The sequence below is a fragment of the Rhizobium sp. RU20A genome (genome assembly GCF_900155885.1).
Taxonomy (GTDB): Bacteria; Pseudomonadota; Alphaproteobacteria; order Rhizobiales; family Rhizobiaceae; genus RU20A.
The window spans coordinates 1-24,606 of sequence record NZ_FTMB01000015.1 but is presented as its reverse complement, the minus strand read 5'-3'; the positions used below and the strand labels follow the sequence as shown (position 1 = coordinate 24,606).

General features: G+C 57.0%; 24 protein-coding genes, 1 tRNA gene and 1 riboswitch. Of the genes, 6 read left to right on the top strand and 19 right to left on the bottom strand.

Translation table 11 applies throughout. The annotated features are described in order from the left end of the window. Positions 1 to 3: 3 nt before the first annotated feature. Complete coding sequence (locus tag F3H41_RS20670) at positions 4 to 2,481, bottom strand: conjugal transfer protein TraA (RefSeq protein ID WP_149740647.1); 2,478 nt, start codon at positions 2,479 to 2,481, stop codon at positions 4 to 6. A 3-nt stretch (positions 2,482 to 2,484) separates the two neighbouring features. Further along, positions 2,485 to 2,886 carry a DUF6290 family protein gene (locus F3H41_RS20665; RefSeq protein WP_149740645.1) on the bottom strand — a complete coding sequence of 134 codons (402 nt, stop codon included), beginning with the start codon at positions 2,884 to 2,886 and terminating at the stop codon, positions 2,485 to 2,487. 552 nt (positions 2,887 to 3,438) lie between these two features. Here F3H41_RS20665 and F3H41_RS20660 point away from each other — a divergent pair. From F3H41_RS20660 to F3H41_RS20645, 4 genes are all read left to right on the top strand, one after another. Beyond that, positions 3,439 to 4,152, top strand: coding sequence for a ParA family protein (locus F3H41_RS20660; RefSeq protein WP_149740644.1), 714 nt, complete (start codon positions 3,439 to 3,441; stop codon positions 4,150 to 4,152). 67 nt (positions 4,153 to 4,219) lie between these two features. Next, complete coding sequence (locus tag F3H41_RS21655) at positions 4,220 to 4,591, top strand: hypothetical protein (protein ID WP_244616301.1); 372 nt, start codon at positions 4,220 to 4,222, stop codon at positions 4,589 to 4,591. After that, a complete protein-coding gene (locus tag F3H41_RS20650; RefSeq protein ID WP_149740642.1) occupies positions 4,588 to 5,010 on the top strand; it encodes a hypothetical protein in 423 nt (140 codons plus the stop codon). The genes F3H41_RS21655 and F3H41_RS20650 overlap by 4 nt, the downstream gene beginning before the upstream one ends. A gap of 172 nt (positions 5,011 to 5,182) precedes the next feature. Beyond that, the gene (locus F3H41_RS20645; protein WP_149740641.1) at positions 5,183 to 5,806 is read left to right on the top strand and encodes a helix-turn-helix transcriptional regulator; all 624 of its coding nucleotides are present in this window, start codon (positions 5,183 to 5,185) and stop codon (positions 5,804 to 5,806) included. Positions 5,807 to 5,911: 105 nt separating this feature from the next. Here F3H41_RS20645 and repC (F3H41_RS20640) read toward each other — a convergent pair whose 3' ends face one another. The 12 genes from repC (F3H41_RS20640) to F3H41_RS20580 form a co-directional block, all read right to left on the bottom strand. Further along, positions 5,912 to 7,150 (bottom strand): plasmid replication protein RepC, encoded by a 1,239-nt coding sequence (gene repC / locus F3H41_RS20640; protein WP_149740639.1) that lies wholly within the window; start codon positions 7,148 to 7,150, stop codon positions 5,912 to 5,914. A 198-nt stretch (positions 7,151 to 7,348) separates the two neighbouring features. After that, complete coding sequence (gene repB, locus F3H41_RS20635) at positions 7,349 to 8,347, bottom strand: plasmid partitioning protein RepB (RefSeq protein WP_149740638.1); 999 nt, start codon at positions 8,345 to 8,347, stop codon at positions 7,349 to 7,351. Continuing rightward, positions 8,344 to 9,561, bottom strand: a complete 1,218-nt coding sequence (gene repA / locus F3H41_RS20630; RefSeq protein WP_149740636.1) for a plasmid partitioning protein RepA — start codon at positions 9,559 to 9,561, stop codon at positions 8,344 to 8,346. Before repA ends, repB begins: the two co-directional genes overlap by 4 nt. A gap of 263 nt (positions 9,562 to 9,824) precedes the next feature. After that, complete coding sequence (locus F3H41_RS20625; protein WP_149740635.1) at positions 9,825 to 10,715, bottom strand: zincin-like metallopeptidase domain-containing protein; 891 nt, start codon at positions 10,713 to 10,715, stop codon at positions 9,825 to 9,827. A gap of 220 nt (positions 10,716 to 10,935) precedes the next feature. Further along, entirely contained in the window at positions 10,936 to 12,000 is a 1,065-nt protein-coding gene (locus F3H41_RS20620) for a Fic family protein (RefSeq protein ID WP_244616300.1), read from the bottom strand. Between the two features lie 65 nt (positions 12,001 to 12,065). Continuing rightward, positions 12,066 to 12,272 carry an antitoxin VbhA family protein gene (locus tag F3H41_RS20615; RefSeq protein ID WP_113460381.1) on the bottom strand — a complete coding sequence of 69 codons (207 nt, stop codon included), beginning with the start codon at positions 12,270 to 12,272 and terminating at the stop codon, positions 12,066 to 12,068. Between the two features lie 119 nt (positions 12,273 to 12,391). After that, positions 12,392 to 12,724 (bottom strand): DUF736 family protein, encoded by a 333-nt coding sequence (locus tag F3H41_RS20610; protein ID WP_149740632.1) that lies wholly within the window; start codon positions 12,722 to 12,724, stop codon positions 12,392 to 12,394. 393 nt (positions 12,725 to 13,117) lie between these two features. Next, the gene (locus F3H41_RS20605) at positions 13,118 to 13,621 is read right to left on the bottom strand and encodes a thermonuclease family protein (RefSeq protein WP_244616310.1); all 504 of its coding nucleotides are present in this window, start codon (positions 13,619 to 13,621) and stop codon (positions 13,118 to 13,120) included. Continuing rightward, entirely contained in the window at positions 13,621 to 14,901 is a 1,281-nt protein-coding gene (repC, locus tag F3H41_RS20600) for a plasmid replication protein RepC (protein ID WP_149740631.1), read from the bottom strand. Before repC (F3H41_RS20600) ends, F3H41_RS20605 begins: the two co-directional genes overlap by 1 nt. A 577-nt stretch (positions 14,902 to 15,478) precedes the next feature. After that, entirely contained in the window at positions 15,479 to 15,658 is a 180-nt protein-coding gene (locus tag F3H41_RS20595) for a hypothetical protein (protein WP_149740629.1), read from the bottom strand. 69 nt (positions 15,659 to 15,727) lie between these two features. Further along, positions 15,728 to 17,656, bottom strand: coding sequence for a ParB/RepB/Spo0J family partition protein (locus tag F3H41_RS20590; RefSeq protein ID WP_149740628.1), 1,929 nt, complete (start codon positions 17,654 to 17,656; stop codon positions 15,728 to 15,730). A 680-nt stretch (positions 17,657 to 18,336) separates the two neighbouring features. Further along, positions 18,337 to 18,543, bottom strand: coding sequence for a hypothetical protein (locus tag F3H41_RS20580; protein ID WP_149740625.1), 207 nt, complete (start codon positions 18,541 to 18,543; stop codon positions 18,337 to 18,339). Positions 18,544 to 18,652: 109 nt separating this feature from the next. Here F3H41_RS20580 and ligD point away from each other — a divergent pair, with 109 nt between their 5' ends. Continuing rightward, the gene (ligD, locus tag F3H41_RS20575; RefSeq protein WP_149740623.1) at positions 18,653 to 19,708 is read left to right on the top strand and encodes a non-homologous end-joining DNA ligase; all 1,056 of its coding nucleotides are present in this window, start codon (positions 18,653 to 18,655) and stop codon (positions 19,706 to 19,708) included. On the opposite strand, the gene F3H41_RS20570 is transcribed toward ligD, so the two are convergent. The 4 genes from F3H41_RS20570 to F3H41_RS20555 form a co-directional block, all read right to left on the bottom strand. Continuing rightward, on the bottom strand, positions 19,705 to 19,956 hold the full coding sequence (locus F3H41_RS20570; protein WP_149740621.1) for a hypothetical protein: 252 nt from the start codon (positions 19,954 to 19,956) through the stop codon (positions 19,705 to 19,707). The genes ligD and F3H41_RS20570 overlap by 4 nt on opposite strands. A gap of 97 nt (positions 19,957 to 20,053) precedes the next feature. Next, positions 20,054 to 20,251 (bottom strand): hypothetical protein, encoded by a 198-nt coding sequence (locus tag F3H41_RS21400; protein WP_052642493.1) that lies wholly within the window; start codon positions 20,249 to 20,251, stop codon positions 20,054 to 20,056. A gap of 494 nt (positions 20,252 to 20,745) precedes the next feature. Further along, a riboswitch (SAM riboswitch) is annotated at positions 20,746 to 20,824 on the bottom strand. A gap of 301 nt (positions 20,825 to 21,125) precedes the next feature. Continuing rightward, positions 21,126 to 22,166 (bottom strand): dienelactone hydrolase-related enzyme, encoded by a 1,041-nt coding sequence (locus F3H41_RS20560; protein WP_149740619.1) that lies wholly within the window; start codon positions 22,164 to 22,166, stop codon positions 21,126 to 21,128. Beyond that, on the bottom strand, positions 22,156 to 23,766 hold the full coding sequence (locus F3H41_RS20555; RefSeq protein WP_149740618.1) for a hypothetical protein: 1,611 nt from the start codon (positions 23,764 to 23,766) through the stop codon (positions 22,156 to 22,158). The genes F3H41_RS20560 and F3H41_RS20555 overlap by 11 nt, the downstream gene beginning before the upstream one ends. Positions 23,767 to 23,874: 108 nt before the next feature. On the opposite strand from F3H41_RS20555, the gene F3H41_RS20550 reads away from it, so the two are divergent. Continuing rightward, entirely contained in the window at positions 23,875 to 24,219 is a 345-nt protein-coding gene (locus F3H41_RS20550; protein ID WP_149740616.1) for a hypothetical protein, read from the top strand. 296 nt (positions 24,220 to 24,515) lie between these two features. Here F3H41_RS20550 and F3H41_RS20545 read toward each other — a convergent pair. Continuing rightward, positions 24,516 to 24,600, bottom strand: a tRNA-Leu gene (locus F3H41_RS20545). Positions 24,601 to 24,606 lie beyond the last annotated feature (6 nt).

Genomic DNA, 24,606 nt, shown 5'->3' with positions numbered 1-24,606 from the left:
ACTTTAGCGATCACGGTCGTCCCGATTACGCTCCCTCTGTTCAACCTGTTCACGCTCCAACTCCTCGAGACGAGGAATGTGCTGTTGCGCGGGATCAGTCCGAGTGGTCTCGCCGCCCCGCTGGGCCGCTTCCCTGTCTCTGTTTACACTTTTCTGCTGCCTCTGAGTAGCGTCCACCGTCTCGGCGAGCTGGTGAGCCTCACGCTCCGCTTGTCCGATCGGACGTTCTTCTTCCAGATCCACCCTGAGATCGCGTTGGCGATCGTCGGCAGTGTCCGCAGTTACCGGCTGCTTGTTTGACTTATTTTCGTCCCCACGCTCTTTATTGCGTTCAATGGTCTCGATCTCCGCGCGCAGTTCCGGATCCTCATTGGCAACATCCCGGAGATAGCCGTTTCCGGAAGCGGCGAGTTGAGCTGCATGATGTAGCGAGTCCTCAAGCCCCTTCTCATACAGCTCTCGGTTTTCGTCTCCGAGCTCGCCGGTTTCGACATGGGCGAGGCCGGAGCGATAGTGTTCCACATTTGCCATCGCATCGCGACCTACCCCAACGACAGCCTCTCCATGCTTGGCAACAGCTGCCTCCCACTGGTGGTTTGCATTCATCTGCTCTTGCACCTCAGATGCCGTTCTTTCCGGCGCGGCACCACTTTCTTTGGAGACGTCGCCAGCAGCGTTTCGCCCATCCTGCTCATCAAGCCCTCGCTCCTTCATTTCGAGCATCTGCCTGCGCAGATCGACGATCTCGCGAGCGAGGGAGGAAACTTCTTCGAAGCCTGACCGGTCCTCTGGACCAGCGCTGCGCTGAAGGTTGAACAGAGCCGTTTCAACCGTCTTTTCGTACGCTTCGAACTCTGGGCGTGTTTGCTCGCGCATGTCCTTTGCCTCCGACAACATGTCTCTGATTGCTACCATATTGGAGCGGTAATCACGGCCGAAATCTGCATGAATGACTGCACCAGCAGCCGAATGACCCACCTGGGCAAGGCCGTTTTCCAGATAGGAGCGATGCTGTGCGGCGTAGGCCGCAACCACTGTGTCGCCGGCGTTGACTGCAATCTTCTGCCAGGTCTCCTGAGCTTTTAGAATGTACTGGCGGCTCCTCTGGCTCGTCGCCACCACGCGCCGATCAGCTCGCTTTGCGTCATATCGCGCCTGTGCCGGCTCGCTGGTGCCTACATGCTCGGTACGACCGTTATGTTTGACGGCGCGAACCTGATTTCGCGTAAAGGCTGGCGGCGTAGCGAACTCGCGGCGATCGGTCATTTCCATATTGATGCCGTGGTCACGCGCCTTCTCGGCCATGACCTCCCGCCATTGCCGGAAGGTGGCCGGAGTCGTCTCGATCCGGTCGCCCGATTCCGATCGCATCGTCACGATGGCATGGGCATGAACATGCGGTCGCTTGCCCCCCTCAGCGGCTTCCTTCGGATCGTTCTCCGGATCGTGCAGGGAGAAGACATAACGATGGCCCGCAAACTGTGCTGCCAGGAAGTCGCGAACAGCTCCTTCAAACGCAACTGCATCCGTTCCGGCACGCGCCGACATGATCACGTGCATCACGTCACGGCTCTTGCGGCTGTGCAGCTCATCCCGCCATTCCTTCTGCACGAGATCGCCTGCAGCCTTGTCATCGGCAATCGAGCGACCCTGATCGTCCCGAACGTCGTTGCGCTGCGCGATCAGGTCTCGCACCTTGGCAGCGCCGTATTCCACGCCGTTGCCGTAGCCTTTGAACGAGAACGCCGCTGGGGCCTCTTTTGCAACGGCGCTGGCGTTAAAACGCTCCTGAACGATGGCGGCTGCCTTTGCGTCCGCCGTCAGTCGCTCGCCCTGCCCGCTGCGCAACACAACGTAGCCCTCAATCTTCAGCGATCCGTCATTCTGGGTTTCGACAGAGTAAGCGTAGCGCCGATCACCAAAGCCACGCTTAAGAATCTCCCGCACCTGCTCATGCCGGTCCGAGCCGCCGGACAAGCTCACCTCGACGCTGAACGCGCCGATATCGCGGCTCTCGGTCCTGTTCTGGAAAAGGTGATCCCAATCACCACGCAGACGCGCCAACTCCTCACGGCCACGCAACGTCTCGCCGTTCTCATTTTCAACCTTCAGCTCCCCGCCTCTGGAAACATAGTTGAGCATCGAACCGACACGGGCACCACCACCGTAGGACGCCAGTTTAACCACGGCTGGCTGGCTCCCTTTGGCAACGCTCGCAAGACGAACTTCCATCGATCGCGCAGCACCCGAACCGGCAGCCACCGACCTCGAAGGGGATGACGCGTTGAATGCCGAAGTCCCCCCGCTTCCCCTGGCTCCGGATCCGCCTTTTGACATTCCAACCTGGTGCTGGAGATTTTTCAGTCTCTTCTCAAGCTCTTCTTCTACGGCGCTCCCACGGCCGCCAAGCGTCATTTCGTGCAATAGCGCCGCGCGTCTCTGCTCCCACTCGCTTGTGAAAGTGCCAAAGAAGAACTCCACGGCCTACACCTCGCCTCGGCGCTCATGGCCGGCGCGGCACGAAAGTGTCCGGAGCTCGCTCATGACAGCCGCCTGTATCCGCTGGACATTGCCAAGATTGATGTCCAGTTCGGAAGGGTGGACACCCTTGCCCGCATTCAGCGAGCGCGCGACCTGGTTCAAATTGATGCCGATCATACGCATGTCTTCGAGAAGTGCTGCCATGATCAACCTGTCTTCTGCCGTCAGAATTGGGCGAACGCCAGCACCCTCGAGGAGCAGCGAACGGAAAAAAGCAGACACACTCATACCGGCCGACTTGGCCGCTTCTTCGATAGCCGAATGCTCAGCATCGCTGACGCGGACGTTGATGAGACGCCCCTTGCGTTGCTTGGCTGACGGTACTTCGATCGTGTCTTCGTTCATCAATCAATCAAGCCTTTTCGGAGCCTAGCGACCCTCATCGTGGGCACGTCCCACGATCGAAATGCAAAATGTAAAACATTTTTACGTATCCTGCCACTCTCAACATAAAGCACTATACCCTACTTTCAATCTAATTCCACTTCTTGACTGGCTCCGCTTCGCGTCGCGTTGTTTCCGTTGGAACGCTCACCAGGGTTCACCGCCAAAACCGCTCTCGAAGGCCTTTGTCTGTCCCTCGTACTCGAGGTGACAAGGGACGCTTCGCTCTTCGCCCTTGGCACCCTCCGTGCGAGCGCCAATTGAGGCCTTACGCGGCTCCGGGGTTCACCACTCGACCGGAGCACTCGACTAAACCACACGACTAACTCGTGTGGTTTAGTAACGGCATATTACCGTGTGTTCACACGGTGGTTTTGATCTTAACCTGCGTGCATTCACATGTTAGTTTCGCATCGATGTTATGATCTTAACGACGATATGGCTTTACCGATTGAGCACTCGTTGGACTGCTAGGGGGCGGGGTGCACTGTTAGACTGGAAGTGGATCGTGAAATGGCAATCTGCATATCGCTGGTAAGCGGCAAGGGCGGCGCGGGGAAGACAACCGCCGTTATCCTGATCGCTGGGGAATATGCGCTTCATGGTAAGCAAGTGCTTTTGATTGATGCGGACGGACGACAAAACCTAAATGAGTGGTGGTCCCGCTCCGAGGCGAAAGACAACAGGCCAGACGGCATTGAGCTTCGCACGGCGGTAACCAACGCATCACTGCAGCATATTCTGGAGAACGAAACCGCCGGGTTTGACGTCGTGTTAATCGACTCACCCGGTCAAGACACAGTGCTACGAGACACGATCATCGCCGGCTCGCACATCGTTATGACGCCGATCCAACCAAATCAGGACGAGATCCTTGCAGCTGGCCAGGCCGCAATGGACGTAGCTGACGCCTGCGATCGGACCGGACGAAACATTCCTCACCTCAACTTCAGGACCCGGATCACTCTTCCCGGCCGCTCACTGGAAGCTTACCGCCTAATCCGCCCCTTCATCGCAAACCTGCAGGAGCAGGGATATGATTCACACCTCCTCGACACCGAGCTTTATGAACGAAACCCGTATCGCGACATCAGGCTCGGATATGGGACACTGCAAATGCTGGAGCTCAGCGACTCGGTCAAAAAGGCCCGGAGTGAGGTTATGGCCATGATGCAAGAAATTGAACGTTTCCTGCCAAACGAGCAAAAGAGGGCGCAAAATGGCTAAAGGGACTTCTAGTATATCTGATTTTCCCGTTGCACCGCGACGGTCGCGGGGGAATGTGCCCAATCCAATGTCGCAACCGGTTATAGACCATGAAGCAGAAAATGTGGTGCCCAGCGATCATCTGGACCAGGTCGCTTTAGAACAAGCTCCCGCTAAGGTCCCTGACGTTCAGGTGCCACAAAGGTCGAGTTTAATCCTGCCATCACCGGAGGCTCGCCGGGAAAGAGCGACGAGCAAATCGTTGGAGCGTGAGGCGTCCAGAATACGACTGCAGGAGCTCAAACAGAACAAAGCGCGGGAGAGCAAACACTTCGTCAACTGCCCCCTTGATTACGACACCAAGAAGCGTCTGGAGCGAGCAGCCTCTGACAACGATTTGAAAATGACGGTAATCGTCAAGGCCGCGATCGACCAGTTCCTGAAGGATAATGGTTATTGATCCTCGACCTTCGATTCCTGGCCGGGATAGCGGTAGGCACAACCCTTGGATTTTTGATCAACCCTGAAGCGGCAGAGAAGGTCGGGATCGATATTCATGCCATAAAGAGAACTTTACCCAGTTTCGGCGCCGCTCCACCGGAGCCTTTCAAGCAAACAGACTGGCCAACGGACGATCGCGCCAAACGTGAGCTGTTCCGGTTTGCAATGTGGGACTTCGAGGCATACGGACCAAGGTCTGAGATCCGGATCACAAGATGCATCAGCATCGACCAGCTCTCCCTGGCATGCGAAATGCACGTGAAGTTGAGTTGGGTCACCGAAGAGAGGACCCTCGAAGGCGTCTTTCAATCTAATCCCCACGGCTGGAATCTGATTGCTGCGAAAGCGGTGAACAGGAATACGCGCGGTCAATCTTAAGCCTGACGGACAACGCGCCTCTGAGTTGCGCATTTCGCATCCAAGAGATCCATGCCGACGTCATTCCCCCCAATTTTGTGAGGGTTTTGTAACTGGTGCGAAGGATGACAGTGCCTTAATGGCACGATATGGTGCGTGATATCTGCCACAGGCGGATTTGGGGACTGAGGGAATGCCTACGGTGCGGAATCTATCCGACTATATCAAATCGAGGGAACTGGTTGAGACCACAGATCCAGATTTCCAGAGACCCCTGTACCGCAAGGAGGGATTCGACGGCATAGTCAGCTTCGGCGAGATTGACGCAAAACTTTCCGCATTCCTCTTGGACGAACGCGCGAAAACTGGTCTGACCCAGAGCGATTTTGCGACCTTGGCAGGTCTCGCACGAGTGGTCTATAGCCGCTATGAACTGAACATTTCGCGACTGACCGTCTCTCGAATGATCCACCTTTCCGAGCTCCTCGGGTTCCTGCCGATGCAGATGATTCATGCCGCTGCACCTCATCTCTACGGAAAAAATCCTGAAGAGGCCGACGATCGGGTTGAACTCTTCAGACTCATTCATGACCTCCCGCACGACACCATACGCAGTTTGATCGGTATAGTTGGCCAACTGACGCCTAAGGATGTCCTTGAAGCTCGGCAGAAAGCGGAAGCGGAGGCCGAAGCACAAGCTGAGGCTGAACGACAACGACTGGCTAGAAAAGCGGCGAGAGTGAGCAGGAAAGGCCGTCCCCCTGGCCGGCCACCAGGTCGTAAATCATCCAAGGTCGAAACCCCGACAGACGATTGAAGAACAGAAAACGGCCGTCAAGTGATGGCCATTTAAGAACGCGCCCTCCCTCGTCCCTGTGGTCTATTCGATCGAGCTCACAACTTGGTACGTCGGCACTCCCCCTCACCCCGTTTTCCGGTCGCTGTTCGCATTTGCACGCATCAGCGACATTAGCATTGGTCCCAGCCCAAACTCCCCTACCCTCGCTCGGCGCGTGAGATCGCGGAGATATCCACCTGCCGAGTTGATATGCCCTGCCCTCTCCAAGATTGCGGCCATAGCAACCGCCGCGTTCTCAGGACCCATAACCTCGCACGCCTCCTGGTAAGCCGACGGGCTGACGCCAAGCATTGATCGAACCACCACCGCGGCCCCCATCAGTTCGCGCCAGTGCGAAATTGCGCCCCCGGGCCCATAGTCGGAAATCTGCGGGCAGGCTTTCAGGACCATCGACAGCGGGAACGCCTTCATCTGTTCCGGCTTTGCAAACGGCTGAGCAACTGCTTTGGGTGCTACTTCCAGCTCGACGGCTCCGCCCTGCTCTTCTCTAGAGCTAGGTTCAAGTTCATTGATGGAGTCGGGTTTTGAATTCTGTATGTGGCAGCCATTTTGAACAGCATTGCCATCCATATTTTGAGAATTCAGCTGATTTTCCAGAAGGTTGAGGATTTCGGTGCGCAAAAGCTGCATCTCGTCGAGGATTGCCTCCACCTGGTGACGGTCAGAATTGCGGGGAAGTCGGCTGACAATGCCGACATACATGCCTTCAATGGCTTCCCAGTCGCCGTCGGCCCCCTCCTCCATCGCTGCTGAAATCAGCTTGCGCACATCACGCCGGCAGATCGTCAGTGCCTCTTTGGCTCGCCTGAACTGCAGGCGTTCCGCAGCGACTTCCTGTGCCAGGATTGCCAGTTCCGCAGCGCGAGCCAAAAGTGGCGAAAGATCGAACCCAAAGGCCTGCTCAATATCGCCACCCTTGTCCCGGTGAGCGTAGCGCTTGCCGTTCGGACTATCTTTGCGCTGGATGAGTCCGGCTTCGACCAGGGCAGCCAAATGGCGCCGCAAGGTCGTTCCAGTGATGCCGTGCGCTCTGACCGAGAGTTGGGCATTGGATGGGAAGACGACCAACCCATTCTCGCTGTTGAGTTCGCTCCCCGGATAGAACGTCAGCAGGGCGTCGAGTACAGTCAGTGCCCTGTCCTGCAGCCCAAGTCGCTGACGTGCTTCACAGGCGTCGCGAAACACCTTCCATTTTTCAACCGGGCGGCTTGGTTTCGTCTCGGACGTCTGGAGCTGCCTCTTTACAAGAGCAAGCACAACCGGCCGCCGCCCAAAGGGCGTCGTCACATTTCCACTTTGCATTTTCTCAGCCTTCAATAAGGCAAAAGAAACCTGCTCACCAAATTGGCGCCCTAGACTCTTGACTGGGATTCGGGGAAATGCGATTCTCTAGTTGCTACACGATGAGAAGGGCTTCCACGACGGCGACGTTTTGGGGGCCTTTTTCTTTTGCGGGTCTGCTCTCCTGGTTTCACAACTGATTGTCAGCTGACAATCACGCTAATTGTCTGTTTGAGAAGAATTTTCTCGTTCGAATTGTTCGACGAGATCGCTCATCTTAGCGTCAAGGAACTCCGCGAACGCTCTTGATGTAACAGTGATTTTTGAGCCTTTTGACGTCCGCTCCACAGCTGCCAGAACGAGCCCCTTCCGAGTGCGAATCTGTCCTCGACTATTGTCTTTCGAAGCTTTCGGTGCCTGACCGCTTAGCCAGAGACGCGTAAATCTCTCGTTTGAATCAATTGACGTGAACTCGGCCTCGTCAATCGCTTCTGTGATCCTTGCGTAAGCTGCCTTGTCCTTCAAGAGATCGGCAAACGCCAACCACCGAGGTCGCCCCACCTTTGCGGCTGGCCCTATAGCGAGGATTATTTGTTCTGGGATAGCGTCAGCAACTTGCAAAAGACGGGAAATTTCAGGTTTGTCCACTGACAGAACTTGGGAGATCCGGTCCCGGTCAAAACCATGCAGCTCGAGATGTTTCGCAAAGAGAGCACGCTCGATGAAGCTGAGATCGACGCGGGGACCGTTTTCTTGCCCTTGTGCGACGATCAGTTCATCGTCCGAAAGTTGGCGCACGATGGCCTTGATTGGGCGATCAAGAATTACCGCCGCACGCAATCTTCGATGGCCATATGCCGCTTGATAGTGGTTTTCCTTTGTTGGATGCGGACGAACCAGGATGGGAACTTGCTGTCCGCTTTCCCTCATGGACGAAATGAGTTCTTGTAGGGCGGGATCATGGTCAGTCGGGATACGATCCCGAATGAACGACGCTTCGATTTGAGCGGGACTTAGCTCGACAACTTTATCACCAGCTGCAAGCGCGGTGCGAAGCTCCTTCGCAGCCGCGGCCTCATCACCGAGTCGACCGAGTGAGAGGTTCATAGCTCGAACGGCCCCAGCTGGCTTGTGTGGAGCCTGCGTTTGAACGGGCGACTTGGTTGAATCGCTCGCAGACGAGCTCACCATGTTCTTCAGGATATCGCGGCCTTTCATGCACGCCCCCATGAACTTTTCAGGAGATTTTCAACTTCAAAATTGACCCCGTCCATCGCTTCCACAGCGCGATCATATGTCTGCCGATTCATTGATTCTCGCGCCGCTTCATAAATTGTCTGCTTTGACAGGCCCGCATCAGAGATCGCAGTTGATTTCACCATCATTGATGTAAGAACGCGTTCGCCAAACAAACTTCGCAAGAAGGCAACGATTTGCGCTTGGGGGCCGTCGTTCGGCTCGTACCGTGTGACCAGATATCGCATCCAATCGTATTCGAGATTGCCACCTGCTTCCTTGACCACCGAGAGAAGATCAGAGGTCATAGCCAAGAACTGGTTCATTGACGCCACGTCCAGCATCTGAGGGTGAACTGTTATCAACACGGCAGTTGCTGCGCACAGAGCTGACAGCGTCAAAAATCCGAGGGTTGGCGGGCAGTCTATAACGACGACGTCGTAGCGATCGGAAAGATCGCTTAACGCCTTCCCTACCCTGAGAAAGAACATGTCGGTCTCTGAGCTACTGCGCTCGGCAAGAGCTCTAGGGGTGTCGTGCTCAAATTCATGCAATTCGAGATTGCCCGGTATCAGATCAAGTCCAGGGAAATAAGTCTCCCGAACCACCTCGCCTACTGGACGACGAAGCTCATCATATCGAATAGCTCCGAATAGTGTCTCGTTTTCGCCAACATCGAATTCCGGCTGATATCCAAGCATGGCTGACATCGACGCCTGTGGATCAAGGTCGACAGCCAGCACACGATAACCACGGAGCGCCAGATACTGAGCGAGATGCGTTGACGACGTCGTCTTACCAGATCCGCCCTTGAAGTTAGTAACTGCTATGACCTGCAGGTGGTCCCCTTCCCGGCGTGCAGGAAGATACGCGGGCTTAGTCTTTCCCAGGATGTGTCGGATCGTGTTGATCTCCGACAGAGAAAACGTTCGACGACCACCCGCTGTCTTCTCAGACGTCACCGAGTCTTCCTGTGATGCCAGGTGCCGGACATAGCTGTCGGTCACGCCAAGCAATTTTGCAGCTTCGGTACTACTGAAACGCCTCAACGCTTTTTTTTCGTCAGGTGAAAACAGACGCGCTGATAGTTCCTGCAGATTACTGCTGAGTTTTGCAGAATCATCAGCAATAGTTTTATCGATCGAAACACGTTCGATTTTTTCGATCCGGCTGATTTTCGCGGTCTTATTCGCCATTCACGGTAAACCCGATAATTCGCTGCAATTTGCGCAAATGATCTCATGGCGTGTCTATCCGTCAAGCAGTTTTTGATTAACGCATATTAACTTCCTGGGCCTAGACAAAGATGTTATTAGATTCAATGGCTTGACTGAATTGTCAGCTGACAATCAACAGGCTCACAAAACGCGCGCTTGGATCTGATTGCTCCGACAAGCTAGAATCAGTCTGCGGCGAGTCAGGGCATTAAACTCGCCGCAATATCAGGAACGGGAGGTGACTAACATCCCGGCTGGCAATCCGTTGAATTCGATAGGTTCAGAGTCCGCAGATAGTCAGCGACTGCCTGAGCCTTCGCGGCGGCAGTGATGACTGCACGTGAATCCTGCTTCAGCACCTTGAGCCAGCTTTCAACGTAAGTCGCGGTGTTGTCTCGCGGATCATGCTCGATGCCAAGATCGGCGCAGACGAACGCGGCTGAGATCTCGGCAACAAGCTCCTCCATGGCGTAGGCCTCACTGCCGAACCGCCCACTCAGATCACGACCCAAACGTGCCTTTGCACCACTCCAATGAGAAATCTCATGAAGAACCGTGCTGTAAAGGTGAACTTCGCTGAGGAACCGCCCCCGATCCGGCATCAGAATGTCATCGAGACCAGGGCGATAACAAGCCTGCTTGCCGCCGTAGGTGATCTTCGCGCCAGTGCGATCTATGAAGGATTCGACGTCTTCGAGAACTGGAACGGCATCCATTGGCACATCTTCGGCCGGGCTCTTGAAGCGGTCAGGCAGGTTGTCGATCTGCTCGACGTTGAAGACAGTGTAGCCCTTGAGGTAGGGGACTGCGCGATCGTCCGCCTCCTGCTCCTTCGGCGTGAAGGTGCCGTACTTGACGACGAGGGTTCCTTGTTCACCCTTGCGGACCTGAGCGCCAAGCTCCTGAGCCTGCCGGTAGGTCATCCATGTGTTTTCGTCGTAGCCGGCGAGTTGCCCGGAGAGCCACAGCATGACCACGTTGATGCCGCGATAGGCTTCGCCGGAGGCGCGGAGCGGTGTAACCGACCTGCGACTGTTTCCACGCCATGGCCGAATCCAAGGCTTGGTGCCGGCCTCGAGCTGCTGGATGATGGTGTCAGTGATCCGCTGGTAGGTGTCCTTTACGCTCTGCATTGCCGTCTCCTGTTCGTTGGTTGACGGCAAAAATCCGAAGATAGCGAAACGACCCCATGCACCCATAGGGCCGCAACGGAGTGTAGGACCGCGCAAGCGGTTGAATAGGGAAGGGGCTATCGTAGTTTGTCCGTCAAATCATCCAACGGACAGGGGGGGCGCAGAGCTCCGGCACCCCGGCCAACGACACAGGCCCTCACTGCAGCGATAGGGCCGCAGGTCAGCGCTCTCGGTCGTCTTGGTCGCGGTTCCGCTGGCGATCGACAAGCTGCTGCGCTTCGATAGCCTTAAGCTCGGCGTTGATGTGCTGCGACTGAGGCTCTTGAGCCTTTTGCTGACCTGGCTGCGATTGGGCATCTTGGACCTGTTCCGGCCGCCCCAGAGTCTTGAAATCAGATCGAGCGGTGAACTTCACCTCCTCGTCGTCAGGAGGCATCCGCTCGGGAAGGTCAGCGCGGTCAACGGCCACAATCCCCTTGTCGGTCACAAGGCTCGCCACGCGATTGTCGTGCCCAAGAACCTGCCCTTCGATCACTTCGCCCGGGCGGGCCGTGCGGATATTGTGCTCGAAGGGTTTCTCGCCAGCCTGTTCAAGATCTGACATGGCGCTGCGGATCGCCTCGCGGCGGTTAGGCTCCATCGCATCCTGGATGAGGTGCTTCATCGCCGGACTGGACGGATCGTTCGTGGTCTCAATGGATGCCTCGATCATGCGAGGCTTGGTGATGACGGTAAGATCAATGTCATGACCGTAGGTGCGGCCCAATGAGACCACCATCGCTTCGTTTGCCCTTCCGTTGCCTTCACGAAAGGCATGAACGTAGTTCAGCTCAGATAGGACGTGAGCGGCCTTCTCGGCGAATTGCTCAGGTGTGGCGGCTCGCAAGCCCTGAACGTCTTTGGTGGGCCGCAGTGCCTCGTTGAGCCCCATTTCGATCCGCGATCCGGGCAGGAAGGTCGTGTCACCCTTCGAAAGCCCCCCTACCGGCTCTACCCGCTGTCCATCGACGACAGGACTTTCGTTGCGCGTATGTCCTGCCCATTCATAGATATCTTGGAAGATGTAGCCGTGCAGAGCCTTCAGATGCGCTGCATCGTGATTACCGACTGGGCCTTTTCCCTCGGCCAGCTCCGTTTGCCTCAAAGCTGTGAATGCGTATTCGGCTTCACGCAGCGCAGATTGGCTCCTGATATCAAGCTTGTTCTTCAGAACATCCTTGAAATCCTTATCCTCTGACGTGTTGGGATAGGTGTAGGAGCCTTTGGCTTCATCATCGCGCGCCAAGCAAAACCTCATGCAAAAAAGCCGCCTGAGATCACAGGCGGCCGCTACAAATCTCTAGGCGATGATCAAGCCCGCTTAAAGCGTGCCAGAAGCTCTTGGCGCATTTCGTCGGAGGTGATGTCTCCGGCAACGTAACGGCTGTTTGCTTCTTCCAAAACCGGATCGCCGGTGTAACCCTGCCGCATGTTGGCGGCACGAGCCTGATCGACGGCTTTCTTTCGGGCAGCAACAGCTTCCGGAGAGCGATCGGGGCGGGGGGCATGAACGTTCATTGGCAGAGCCTCCAGTTACTATTCAACGTAGCACAAAAGGAGCCAAATATCCAGCGAATGTGGGGTAGTCGGCTCTTTTATGGTGGGAGCCCGATCAGAGATCGGGCCTCCCAGAGCGATCAATCGCGGGGTTCCCATTCAATGATGGCCTGCAGCGCCAGGTCATCTTGGCCGGGGTAGCGGCCCAAGTTGGCGTTGAAGCCGAGGCGTTTGATGGAGAGCGTGTAGTACGGCTTCCCTTCTCCGCTGGTCTTTTTCCAGATGCCGCCAACTTCGATGTCGTGGCCGCGAGGCGACTTGGCATAGACGCGATGCGTCGGAGCCTTTTCGTTGGCGGAGTCGAACGGTGTGACCTTGATATCCAGGTCCCGGTCGATGGTGGAGATGAGGCCGGTTCCCTTGGCGTTGTCGATGTCGTCTTTGTCGAACTGGATGAAGTTGGTCATGCTCATGTTAATCACTCCTCTATGGTGGTTGCGATGATCGTTCATAGGGCACGGGGATAAGCGGTGCGCACCGTAGGCCGGAGCGCAGCAAAGGAGGCTGGACGGGGACAAATATTGCTTCGCGAGGAAGCCGAAGGCGGGGAAAATTTGGAGACGAACAGCTTTGCGCCAACCGCGTCGCCGTGCGAACGGGCATCAAGAGCAACCACTTTGGAGGTGTGGGGCCTGAGCGCTTGCAGCAATACGTCACCTCGAGAAATGAGACATCGGCACAGGTCAAGGGCGCGATCGTGCGGAATGCAACCGAACCGACACCCCGAAACAAGTGGCTGGGGTGACCGAGAGTTCCGCAAAACGTGAGATCTCGCCATCTGTTGCTCACAGAGTGCCGCCAGTCGTTCAGTTGCCGGAATGGCTGCGGCGATAGGAGGAGGGCGATTCGACCTCGGCTCCCCACAAGCCTTGGCCGAGCTGTCGGGCTCGATTCTCGGCGCGGCGGTACTGGCTCAGGTCGATTGGGTGGGATCTCGGTAGATAGCGCAACAAGAGGGTGGCTTGGCCCGCCTTCACCATCTCGAGGCCAATATCCGAGTTCTCGACGAAGCACTGGCCGACAAGGCGTTTATACTGGTCTCGATCGACTTCAATGCAGCGGACATGCTTGCCATCGATCATGCGGGCGAGGAAGCGACGTGCCTCAATCCCGCAATTCCATATCACACCGTTTTTGGAGCCGGTCTGGTCCCGCTCACAGGCGTCAATGGCCGCGATACGGATCCTCTGTTGACGAATGCTGAAGGTGTCACCGTCGATCACTCGCGCTCGGCCTGAATAGTCGGCCGCTGCAGAAGACGGGGTGAACAGAAGCGCGGCCAGCGCGGCTCCAACCAAGCGATTTTCTATCACGAGTGTGCCTCCATTGAGTTGCGGGCTGCCAGCCCAAATACCGAGCGGTTTAGATGAAGCTCTCCCCTCGCGGCACGGTCTGTCATGGCCCGCAAATAGCCGCCCGGCGAGCTGATTTCGGCGCGCGTGTATTTCTCAAAGGTGAGAGCGATCGCAACGGCGGCCGCCTGGTGGCCCATTCGGTCCACGGCGCGCTGGCGCGCATCCTCGGACACACCGGCGAGGCGGCAAAGTTGGGGAGCTATCCGGTCCAGATCCGCCCAACTGCGCGGCGGTTGGTAGCCGTATTCGGCTAGGCTTGGGGCAGCCCGCCACACATCCTCCAGCGCCACAAGAGAAGGCCGCACTTGCAATTGCTTATTGCTTTGGCGCGAACGGCTCCCCAGGCTTTCCTCAAAAGCCCTCTTGCTGGCGGAGCCAGCCCCTTGCAACCTGATTTGTTCGGCTAAAGCCGAACGCCGTTTATCATTACGAGGTTCAAAAGGTTCGGGGGTTGTAATCTGTATGTGCATGTCGTTTTCGACATCCGTGCATGTCATATTTGCATCTATGTCGGACGCTTGAGGAGTCCGATTCACCTTACGCAGGCGGTCGGCAAGCCACTCCAAAAGCATTGTTGCCTTCCGGAGGACGTGGCCCGATGCGTGCCTGGCTGATCCAATGACGGCTGCGACCCTTTCAACACGGGACGCGATCCGTCTCCGAATGGCTTCCCCTTGATCGATTGAAGACACGAGAGCATACCTTGCAGCACGCAGAGCGTCCCGGAATCGACGAGCCGCCTGGTCACGAACTCGTATCTCTTCCCGCTTCTGGCGTACAAATTGATCAAGCTCGTGGTGCCGGGCAATAAGGACACGCAGATCAATGCCGCAGGCGTCGGCAATATCTCCTTCGCCATCGCGGATCGGATAGCGCTTGAAATTCGCACTGTCCTGCATGGTGACAAGGCCGAGGTCGTACAATCGGGAGAGAATTCGGCTTACGCGTCCCGGTGACTTGTTGATGTCGTACCCCAGCTGTCGGTTCGACTTGTAGACGATCGGGCGCCCGCCTTTGTCAAAGGCATCGGCCTTGGCGGTCGTTATGATAGCCTCGAGCAACGCATATTCTGAGGTCGTGATCATTCCGATCGTCATCAGATTCTTAGCGAGCATCGCAAGCTGGCCACGCGTCACCGCTCCGATTTCCGTTGACTGCGCCAGTCGCCGAAATTCGGATCGCTCTTTCGTCATTCTGCGACCAGTCGGCCGCTTGTATTGTGTGGGTTCCCCCATCGTCCGTCTCCTGTCAGAGGCCAGACAAAGCTCCGCCGTTCACCGAAAAGGTGTTTTGATTATTGACATCGGAGGGGAGGTCTGCGAGAACGATGGTGCTTTTATATTTTCGAACTGCAGACCGCTTCCGGATTTTTCGGGAGCGGTTTTTCTTTTCTGGGCCGGTTGCTATCTCCAAAACTGTTAGAATGTATAAGTCGGAATCGGTTGTGGTTCCGGCTATTGCGATTTGTAGCCTGAGATACCGAATTGATGCAAGTTGCACATTTTGCGCTTTTGCGACCGCACAGCCATCATCGGAGATAAACGTTTTACATCAATTTGTTAGCTCCCTTTTTGGAGTGCTCTCTTTGCCACGCCCAAAACTTTGATGTTTCCAGGCGGGGCTTTACCCCCGTTATTGTTGGGGAAATTCAGCCCGGTGGGGAGGAGAGTTTGAGAGGAGGGGGCGCGGGCCTCCTCTCAACAAGTGGCCTGATCTGCGGTCCCGAAACCTTTCTGCCTCCCAGGCTCCCACGAAAGCGCCCGCATTGGCTCGATGCCAAGGCGGGGCGCTAAGGTGCGATCTGAGGAAAACTCAGGTGCGTTGGTTAGCTTCTTCGATGCAAGTTGGAGGGAGATCGAAGGCTTTGAGCGCTGTATCGAGCGCTTTTTGCACATCATCCCTATCAACATGCTCCGGATCGCTCAGGTAGGCGTTGATTAGCTGGCAGCAGATTTCGGCGGCAAGGGTCGGATCAGGGACAGAATCAAGCATGGCATGTCCTCTGTAATAGGGGGAGCCGGTCACGCTGGAGGACGTGACCGGCGGAAAGCAGCGGCGGGATTATTCCGCTGCCATCGGGAACGAGTGTTCGTTCTTGTCCTCTAAGGTTTCAGCCTCATCCTCTGCATTGGCGTCTGAGGCGATCCGAACGTGAGGAGGAAGCCAACCGCTGTCTTTGATGGACTTGGCGGCATACTCCGCAGCCTCGCCCTTCTTCATGCTGAGAATACCAGCGGCGAAATCTTCGCCGCGCACCTCGGCAACGACTGCTTGAATGGTTGGTCTGTTGACGTGGCTGAAATAGCTGTCAGCCGTAGTTTCAAACCAGTCACGCATGTCCACGTTCAATGCGCGGCCCATCTGGTCGGCATGGGCCAGCGCTTGGCTGCGACTGCTGAACTTCTTCTCAATCGCATTTACGGAATGGGCGGCGGCATAGGCCAGAAGCTGCAACAACTCGCTTTGCGACTGATCCATCAGCCATTCCCAAAGGTCAGCAGGATCGCCGGGAAGCCGGTGCCCAAAGTTTTCCTCAAGGCTTCCCCACGCCTCAAGGGCCTTGTTCTCGGCGGGACGCTTCATCGAACCGTCCAGCACTTCATGAGTGACAGAGATTTCAAGCGCGCTCTGGTGGCCGGGAATGCCCCATGCCGTGCGGTATTGCACTTTGAGCAACATCGCGTGGACAACCGCCACAAGCGCAATGTCGGGATTGTTCGCCAACTCGACGCGAAGCGCCGCCGTCTTCTGAGCGGTCAGGTCCTCGATCAAAGCCGCTGAATGGGTCAGCGCCGTAGATTTCGAAGCGCCGTCAGCTTCCTCGGTCGCCCCGCCTTGCTTCCCTTCCGTAGCCTCGGCCTTCTTCTTGTCCTCGTCGCGGACAAGGCCTCTCAGCACCGACAACTTGCCCCAATGATCGATTGTGACGATTGCCCCTGCCATCGCGAGGTCTTCGCTGCGATATGCTTCTTCGCGCTTCTGCAGGACGGCGATTTCCTGCTCGACGGCCGACAACGCGGCCTCTGCACCTTCATCCTCCTGATCCGCATCAATCTGCGCCGCCAGTTCGTCATAACGCTCAGTCAGTGCGTCAAGCTTGGCTTGATCCTCGTCGCTGAGGTCCACGCGCTGCGGGTAAACCCGGGCCATCTGATAGATATTATCCGGCTGCTGAGCGCACCACTCGACCCATTTCCAGCCTTCGGCCTTCACGGCTTCCGCCTCGACCTCCAACTTCTCGGCAACCAGCTTTTCAAGCAAGCCGCTATCGCATGCAAAGCCTCCTCCCTGCTCGGCAAACAGGTCGCGGCGCACTGGACCGCCAGCCGCTTCATAAACCTCCAACCCGCCGATCAGCGCGAGCCGCTTGTCGCTTGCGGGAACTTCATCCACGGCGAGACGGCGCTTGATTGTGTTGGCGCTACGATCCCATGAGGGGAGGGCATTCCAAACCTCTTCCTGTCGAGCGTGACCATCGGTGATGGTGAAAGCAGCAAGCTGCTCAAAGGTCATATCCTCGGCGCGGAACGCCGCGAACAGGACCGGGGAAACCTTCGCCAGCGCAAGACGGCGGTTGACGATGATTTCAGTTGTCCCGAACCGGGCAGCGATATCCTTGATGGACTTGCCCTCATCGAACAGCGCTTTGAAAGCCTCGAACTGGTCTGCGGGGTGCATCGCTTCCCGCATGACATTCTCGGTTAGGCTCAATTCCGTTGCGTCGCCCGCCTCCCGGACAATAACATTCACAGCGTAGTCAGCCGTTATCTCGCCCCGTTCGGCCAGAAGATTGAGGGCTGCGAGGCGGCGACCGCCAGCGGTTACGAGGTATCTCCCCTTGGATGCCTTGCGCACCACAAGGTTTTGAATGACGCCATTGGCGAGGATCGAGGCCGACAGGCTCTCGATGCTCTCCTTGGTGTAGGTCTTGCGGACGTTCTTCGGGTCTGCGTCCAGCTTGTTCAGTGCTATCGCGATGATGTCGCTCATGGTTCCTTGCTCCAGTTTTTCCCGTTTCCCTTGGGAGCAGCCCCGCTAGTGGGCGAAGCCTCTGCCTTCGTTCTCGAAGGATGTGCCCCCACATCCGGCGGAACGAAGGGGGAGGGCGTAGCCCGCTCCCGTTAGGACGCCGATCGGGTCATGGGGCGGGAGGAAGGAAAAACGGAAGGTTTGCCGGCCTGACGGCGAAAGCCGTTTTTCCTGACGAGCGACAGCGATTGCGCGCTTGCCCATTGGCGCGATCGGCGACCTATCGTAAGAGCGGTACAGGGCAAGGTGGATGGGCGGCCGATCCTGGCCGCTCCTTTGGGATGCGAACCGGCGACGCCGGTTCTCCGCCTTCTTATCCGGGTCATAACACGATGGATCTGCCCGCTGCGCTCCGAGTGATGAGCGCTCCGCTCCTCGGGCAGCTCTCCATTCCAACCTGATCCAACGTATCGATAGCGGCAGCAGCCGCCCGGCTCGGATCGATCGGCGCCAGTCCGAGATCCGAGAAGAACAATGAAGAACATCGGAGCTTTCAGCACAGCGCCGCCCCTCCTTCAGGGGCGGGAAAGCGGGAATTCTCGACACGGTTTGACGGATAAAGGGAAGCCGCAGGAGGCTTAGCATAGCGCCGCGAAGCGGAAGCCGGGACCGACTTCCCCCGCCAAAACCGTTCCGTGCCTCTACAGTCTAGGTGTTGCATTCATGATGTAGTGGGCAATCTGAAACAGCTGCTCGACAGTCGCAGCCAGGTCAGCTGAGGCTTGCTGGATCTCTGGTGGTTGGGACGGATCGCCGGCGAGCACACCGGCCTTAGCGATGATATCCTCGCAAGGGTCTGCAATACTGTGAATGAGCTTCAGCAGTTCCTGGGCGGTTGCCTGATCCACCAGCGCCTGTCCTACGTCGTTTTCGGGCACCAAACCCTATGGAGCAAGCCGACTGAGGTCCAGAGGCTTCCTAAGCCGGTTGTTAAGCTGTCTCTGCTGAAATGGCGGAATGGTAAAAGGACCGCGAAAGCCGCCGAAACCGCTTCTGACGGAAGATAAGGCGCCGCTGCGAAGCGGACGCTTGAGACCTCGCGACCCTGAACAGCCGCGCCTCCTGTTCGATCCCATGCCGGATCGCGTCGAACCTTGCCTTGCCGTCTTGAAGAACCGCCCGCCGAAAGGGCCGGAATGGTCCTACGACATCAAATGGGACGGCTACCGGATTTCTGTTCACCGGGAGCTTTCAAAGGTGAGGATCCTGACGCGCGGCGGCTTTGACTGGACGGCGAGGTTCCCGGCTATTGCGTCAGCGGCAGCCGCTCTTGGTCCAGCGACTTTCATCCTCGATGGTGAAGCCGTCGTTCTCGACGAGATGGGGCGATCGGACTTCGGATTGTTACAAGGCTCGCTCGGCGGCCGGACCGGAAAGCAGCCACCCGGAACCGCGCTCATGTTTGCATTCGATCTCATGTACCTCGACGGACACGATCTGCGGAAGCTGGAGTTTTCCGCCCGCCGGCACATCCTTGAGGATCTGCTGGATGAGGCTACAGGCGCGATCCGCTTGTCTGAGGAGATCAATGAGGATCCCGAAAGACTAATCGAACACGCCTGCGCTCTGGGCCTGGAAGGCATCATCGGCAAGCATCGTGATCGTCCCTACAGACCGGGCAAGACTGGCGACTGGATCAAGATCAAGTGCGTCCAGCGAGAGAGCTTTGCCATCCTCGGCTACGAACTGTCCTCAGCTATGCCAGATGGCTTTGGAAGCCTGCTTCTCGGAGCTCTCAAAGAAGGTAAGTATGTCTATGTCGGAAGCGTCGGAACCGGCTTTAAACATCAGCAAGCGCGATCGTTGCGAAAGCAGCTCGACAAGCTGAAAACGAACAAACCGGTGATCCGCTTCAAAGAAAAGAACAGGATCGCTACATCGCCAGCGCTCATCGCTGAAATCGATTTCCGCGGTTGGACGTCCGATAAAAAGCTGCGACATGCTTCATTCAAGGGGGTTCGGGACCCTGAAGACGCCGGAGCTGTATACTCGCTCGATGCTGGTGACGCCTAACCGGCACGATTGGGCGGGGGCATGTTTCTTCGCAGAGCAGCAAGAAGCAGGTCGAGATCCCGATTGGCAGCAGCTGCCAGCATGAGGTTGTCGGAAACCTCCGTAATGGCGCAGAGAACTTCCGTTTCCTCCCAACCGCGACGCATGGCGTCCTCTACCAGGTCCTGCAAAATAATCTCAACCGCAATCTGACACGTGATGTAGCGGCTTTCGTCCTTTTCGGGTGGCGCTTTTGGAAAATCTGTCATCTTCCAGCAAATATGCTTCCTGCAGGCGCGTGCAAGGCCGCGGGTTTGGGATTACGACGGATAGGCCGCACCCTGCAGGGCAGGGTGCGGCCTATCCTCACTGAGGCTTGTTGTCGTTTCCGGCCTTGCTGTTGAGCTCGACTTGGTAGCTGAACTCGACCTTGGCGATGAGCGGAAGCATCACGGCGATGGAGAACCGGAGTTGGCCCTTATGGGACAACTTCGCGATTTGCCGGTTGATAAACTGGCGAAGGCGACGGCCGGTTTTCTGGCAGAAGGTTACGAGCGTTTTCATCAGAGGTTCCTCCTTAGTGGTTGTGCGTAATCGCGAAGCTCGAATACGGCTGGAACCGCCGAGTGCATCGCGCAGCGATCGCAACGGAGCGAAGCGGAGAGAAGAACCCTTTAGGGTTGCACGCTAAGGCGGAGCCTGCCGTATCGTGCGCAGCACTAGAATACGTACGGCCACTAAGGAGCGGCCTGAAAACGCGGCCTTCGTAGCCCCGGCCGTCGCCTTCGCCTTCAACCGGCAAATCGTGATCCGGCCGCCAGGTCGGATCTCCATCGCTGTGATGCTGCAGCGGTGGGGAGCTGACATCGACGCTCTGGCCGGAAACGACAAGCCTCAGTGAGCCGCCCAGCTTGCGGGGCGCTTCCGTCGTGACGGGGACGGGGAGTTTGAGGGGAGGGGCCGAAGGGGGCTCCCCGTCATTGCGATTGGGTGCCGCTCGATGCGGCGCTCAATCGCACCATTTTCGAACACAAAAAAACCGGTCGCGATAACGGACCGGTTTCGTAAACCCGGTCTATTTAGCCACTTGTTTAACGTGGCTGCAAGCCGACCGGCCAAATCACCACGGGATAAGGCTGCCTTACGCCTTCGCGGGTCTTGCGTCAATTAACGGGGTTTGGTTTGGTTTTAGGTGCGTGATTTGTAGACGAGATGGCTTCCACACCCATCGACTAGCCGGGTCCAAACCGGCTGGGCTGTGCTGAAAATCGCGAAGTCGAGAAGAAAGGAGCGGCATCCAAAGCCGATTCCCCTCTTCTCGGCGCTTCCGAACCCGTTTGGAGCGGGTACCATATCCTTGTCGCAAGGCCCGCCGTCTGACAACCGATCCCGCTAGATTTTTTCCAATGTGTCCCCCACTTTTGTGTTTGCGGGACACTTATCTGCTGCGAGACGACGCCACAAAAGGCGCAGCCTTCCGTTGAATTAGAAACCGCTTCAAGCTCCATCCGGCCCCCAAGATGTAGGGTGGCCGCCCAAGAGAGTAGTGCCCGCAATTCAGCCTCAGCACGTTCACTCTGGCTCCGGCATTCTTCAGCCGTCCTAGCAGCCGATCGGACAGGCCCGACAGAACAACCGTATCCCTCGACGCCAGAATCACATGAAGTTCGAGGCCTGGCCGCGCCAGCCTGTCTGCATGGTTTTCGAGATTGAGCGGTGCCCACGCTCTTTGCAGTTGGGCAAGCGTAAGATGCGGCTCGAGGCTTGTCCGGATCGATCGGGTTGCGCGCCCGGACCATACCATTTCGGCAAGACTCCCTGCCGTGAGGAACAAAGACGCCCGCGAGACGGCGGGTTCATGCGCCGCGACCAATCCTGCAACCCAAGATCCAAGGCTCATCCCGAGAACGGAAACATCCCGATAGCCTTCGCGCTTTAGCCAGCCGATAAGCTTGCGCCCGTCCCATACCGCCTGTTTGACGGCCTGAACTGTTCGCCCGAGATTGGCGCTGAGCATGTAATCGGCATAGAGCGATCCGGGCCGCTTGCGTTCCAAGTGGTAGGGCATGGCGATTTCGATAACCGTGATCCCCTGCCAGGAAAGGAACCCGGCGATCTGCCGGTTCCGACTTGTAGCGTTCCAGTGATGGAAGATTACGACTGCCTGATCGCGTTTTCCGCTCTCGGTGATCCTGGCCCATACGATGTTGTTTTCAGCAACATCAGTTGCAACGTCCGAAGGGAATTTCAGCCAGCCATCCCGCAGCTCAAAGGCTTGATCGCTTGAATCGGGCGGATCAAAGAAGCTCGGATCAGCGGCGGCCCTTTCCGCATTAGCGCAAAACTCATCTACCGTTTCAGCCGCCCCAACGCTGGGGAAGGCGCGATCGGCGTCCAGAATGAGGCCTGTAACCGTCTTGGCCTCTTCGCCGCTCTGGGCGCGGCTCTCGTCCCATCGGTCCAGCCAATTATGAAACATGCCTGTCGCCTTCCATATCGCCGGCTCGCCAAGCGGATCCAAACTCCGGATCCAATAGCCCGTATGTTGCGATCAGTGCGGCGACCATCAGCAAGACCGAGAAGCCGTCAAAGGCATCGATCGTGAGGTATGAGACCAGAAGCAATACAATAGCGGAAGACATCTTCCACAACGGAGCGCGCAGACGTCTGTCCCCACCTAAACGGATGGCTCCATACAGGAAGACACTGCAGGTCGATATTGCGACAAGGAGGCTGCTATAGTGGGTTGGCATTCGATAGCTGAAGATGCGATCGCCGTCGTCGTAGGTGGTAAGGGCAGCCCAAACATCGCGAACCATCCATGTTATGATGTCGGGGCCTTGTGAAGCGAGATACGCACTCTGCGCCTTCATGCAGATGGCTGCCAGAATGACGAGAACGGTGCATCGGAACACCCCGCGCATGATCCTCAGGCCGGCATCACTGACTCCCGGCCATGATTCCTGAACAGCCCGAAGCTTCGCTGGGCTGCCGAGCTTCCATAGATCATGGATGATCGTATGCAGAATGATCAGGCCCGCGAAGAGCAAGTAGAACGTCACGGACATGTAGAGGTAGGCGAGGGCGGTGAAGACGATGGCCGCCGGGGTCGAAAGTACGTCAGGCCGTATGATGCCAATCGTCCCCCAACTCGGGGCAAAATCCTGCGCCTGTTCTAACAGTGGGATCAGCTGTACCCCAATCCATTGAGCCAGACCGGCAAACAAGATGCAGATCAAGAAAACGGCCCTATAGGTATGGGAGTTCGCCTGCAGGTTTTGAATCCAGGCATTCCCGCTGTGTGGTCGATCGGCATGTGCCAGAAACCTCGGACGCGCATCATGTTTCCAGAAAACCAAAAGTTCGATGACTATGGCGAAGAACAGCGGCAGCAGCACCATGAAGAGGAACGTCCAGTTCGGCGCCCACAGAAAGCCGACCTGTTTTTCGATACCGTCCTCACGCATATAGGTGATGGTGTGGATCCCAAGGATATAGGACAAGAACCCAAGCGCGGATGACCCGGCAAAGACTGAAGACGGCAAATTCAAGTGTGATCCATGAGAGAAAATCGCCTCGGTTTTGATTGCCAAACCCGAAGGCCGCTCCGGCGACATGGGTTGAAGCTCCACCGAGATGACCGGCGTTAGCGGAATATGGTTTGCAGCTGGCGCTTGCATTTCCTGCATTCGCAATGTGTCTGCGCCGCCAGTCTTTTTGTTATCCCGTCGCTTGGCGGTCAGGCGCGCTTGCGCTGCACTGAGCGCCTTCATCCAATCATTCGTCGCCTCCTTGTCGCCGCAGCCAAAGATGCGTGCGAGCCAGCGGATGTTGGTGGTGCTGATTCCCTTGTCGTTATCCTGAAACCATAGCTGGACTGTCCGCAGATCCACCCCAACACGATTCGCGTCGATCTTCGAGATGGCATCCGCCAACAGCTCTGGTGTCCATGGTCCTTGTGGAAAGCCGTCTTCACCCAAGGGGCGCCCGGCACCCGCAGCAGCCATATTTTTGAACAGTTCCTTGAAGTCGCTTTCGTCTTCAGGCGGGGAAACAAAAATCTTACCGTTTCTTTCCAATGGTTTACAGCCCCAGATTTCGTCTCGTTTCGTATCCTATCGTGCGTTGTGGACGTTTTGATGGTCTGAAACGGTCCCCAATGCAACTAGATCCGTTAGGCATCTCCCATGCTACCGTCGTCATCCAGTTCGCGTTCGACCAATGAAGCAGTTGCCGCTCGTGGCAACAAAGCGGCTCGGGCATTATCCACGCCTACCAAAGCTGGAGAGACGGTCGCAGTCAGCACGACAAAAGAGGGGCCTTCGCTTCGCGAGCTGATCGGGCAGCATTCTGCGGCAGTTCAAGAGGGGAGAAGGGCGACGGCACGCCGCCAGGCAATCATCAATTACAAGCCAAAGGGTGACGGAGAGGCTAAGCTGAAGCTCACCTATCTCGCAGCCTATCTGATCGCGACCAAAGGCACGCTTTCGGCCAAAGAAATGAGTTCATTGATAGCGGATCGCCCGATTTGATCCACCTCCTGATCGACATGATCAAGCGCCACCCACCGCGGCTCGTATGCCGGGCGGGAAGGGAGCCGAGGGGAGGGGCATGGGCTCCCTTCGGGCGAATCGCAGCCCGCTCGATGCGGCCAGGTTCGCAAAAGCCAAATGGCGACGGGGCCAGTTCTTCCGAACCAGCCCCGACAAAACATCCGACAACTGTCAGCGACGCACGGCATCGACTGCCACGTTACCAATGATTGGGACTGAGAAGTCTTTGAAATCAAAGGCAACAAAAAACCCGGCTCCAAGGCCGGGTTCTTTCTTGGTGCGGTCGAGAAGACTCGAACTTCCACGGGTTGCCCCACAGCGACCTCAACGCTGCGCGTCTACCAATTCCGCCACGACCGCATCGTG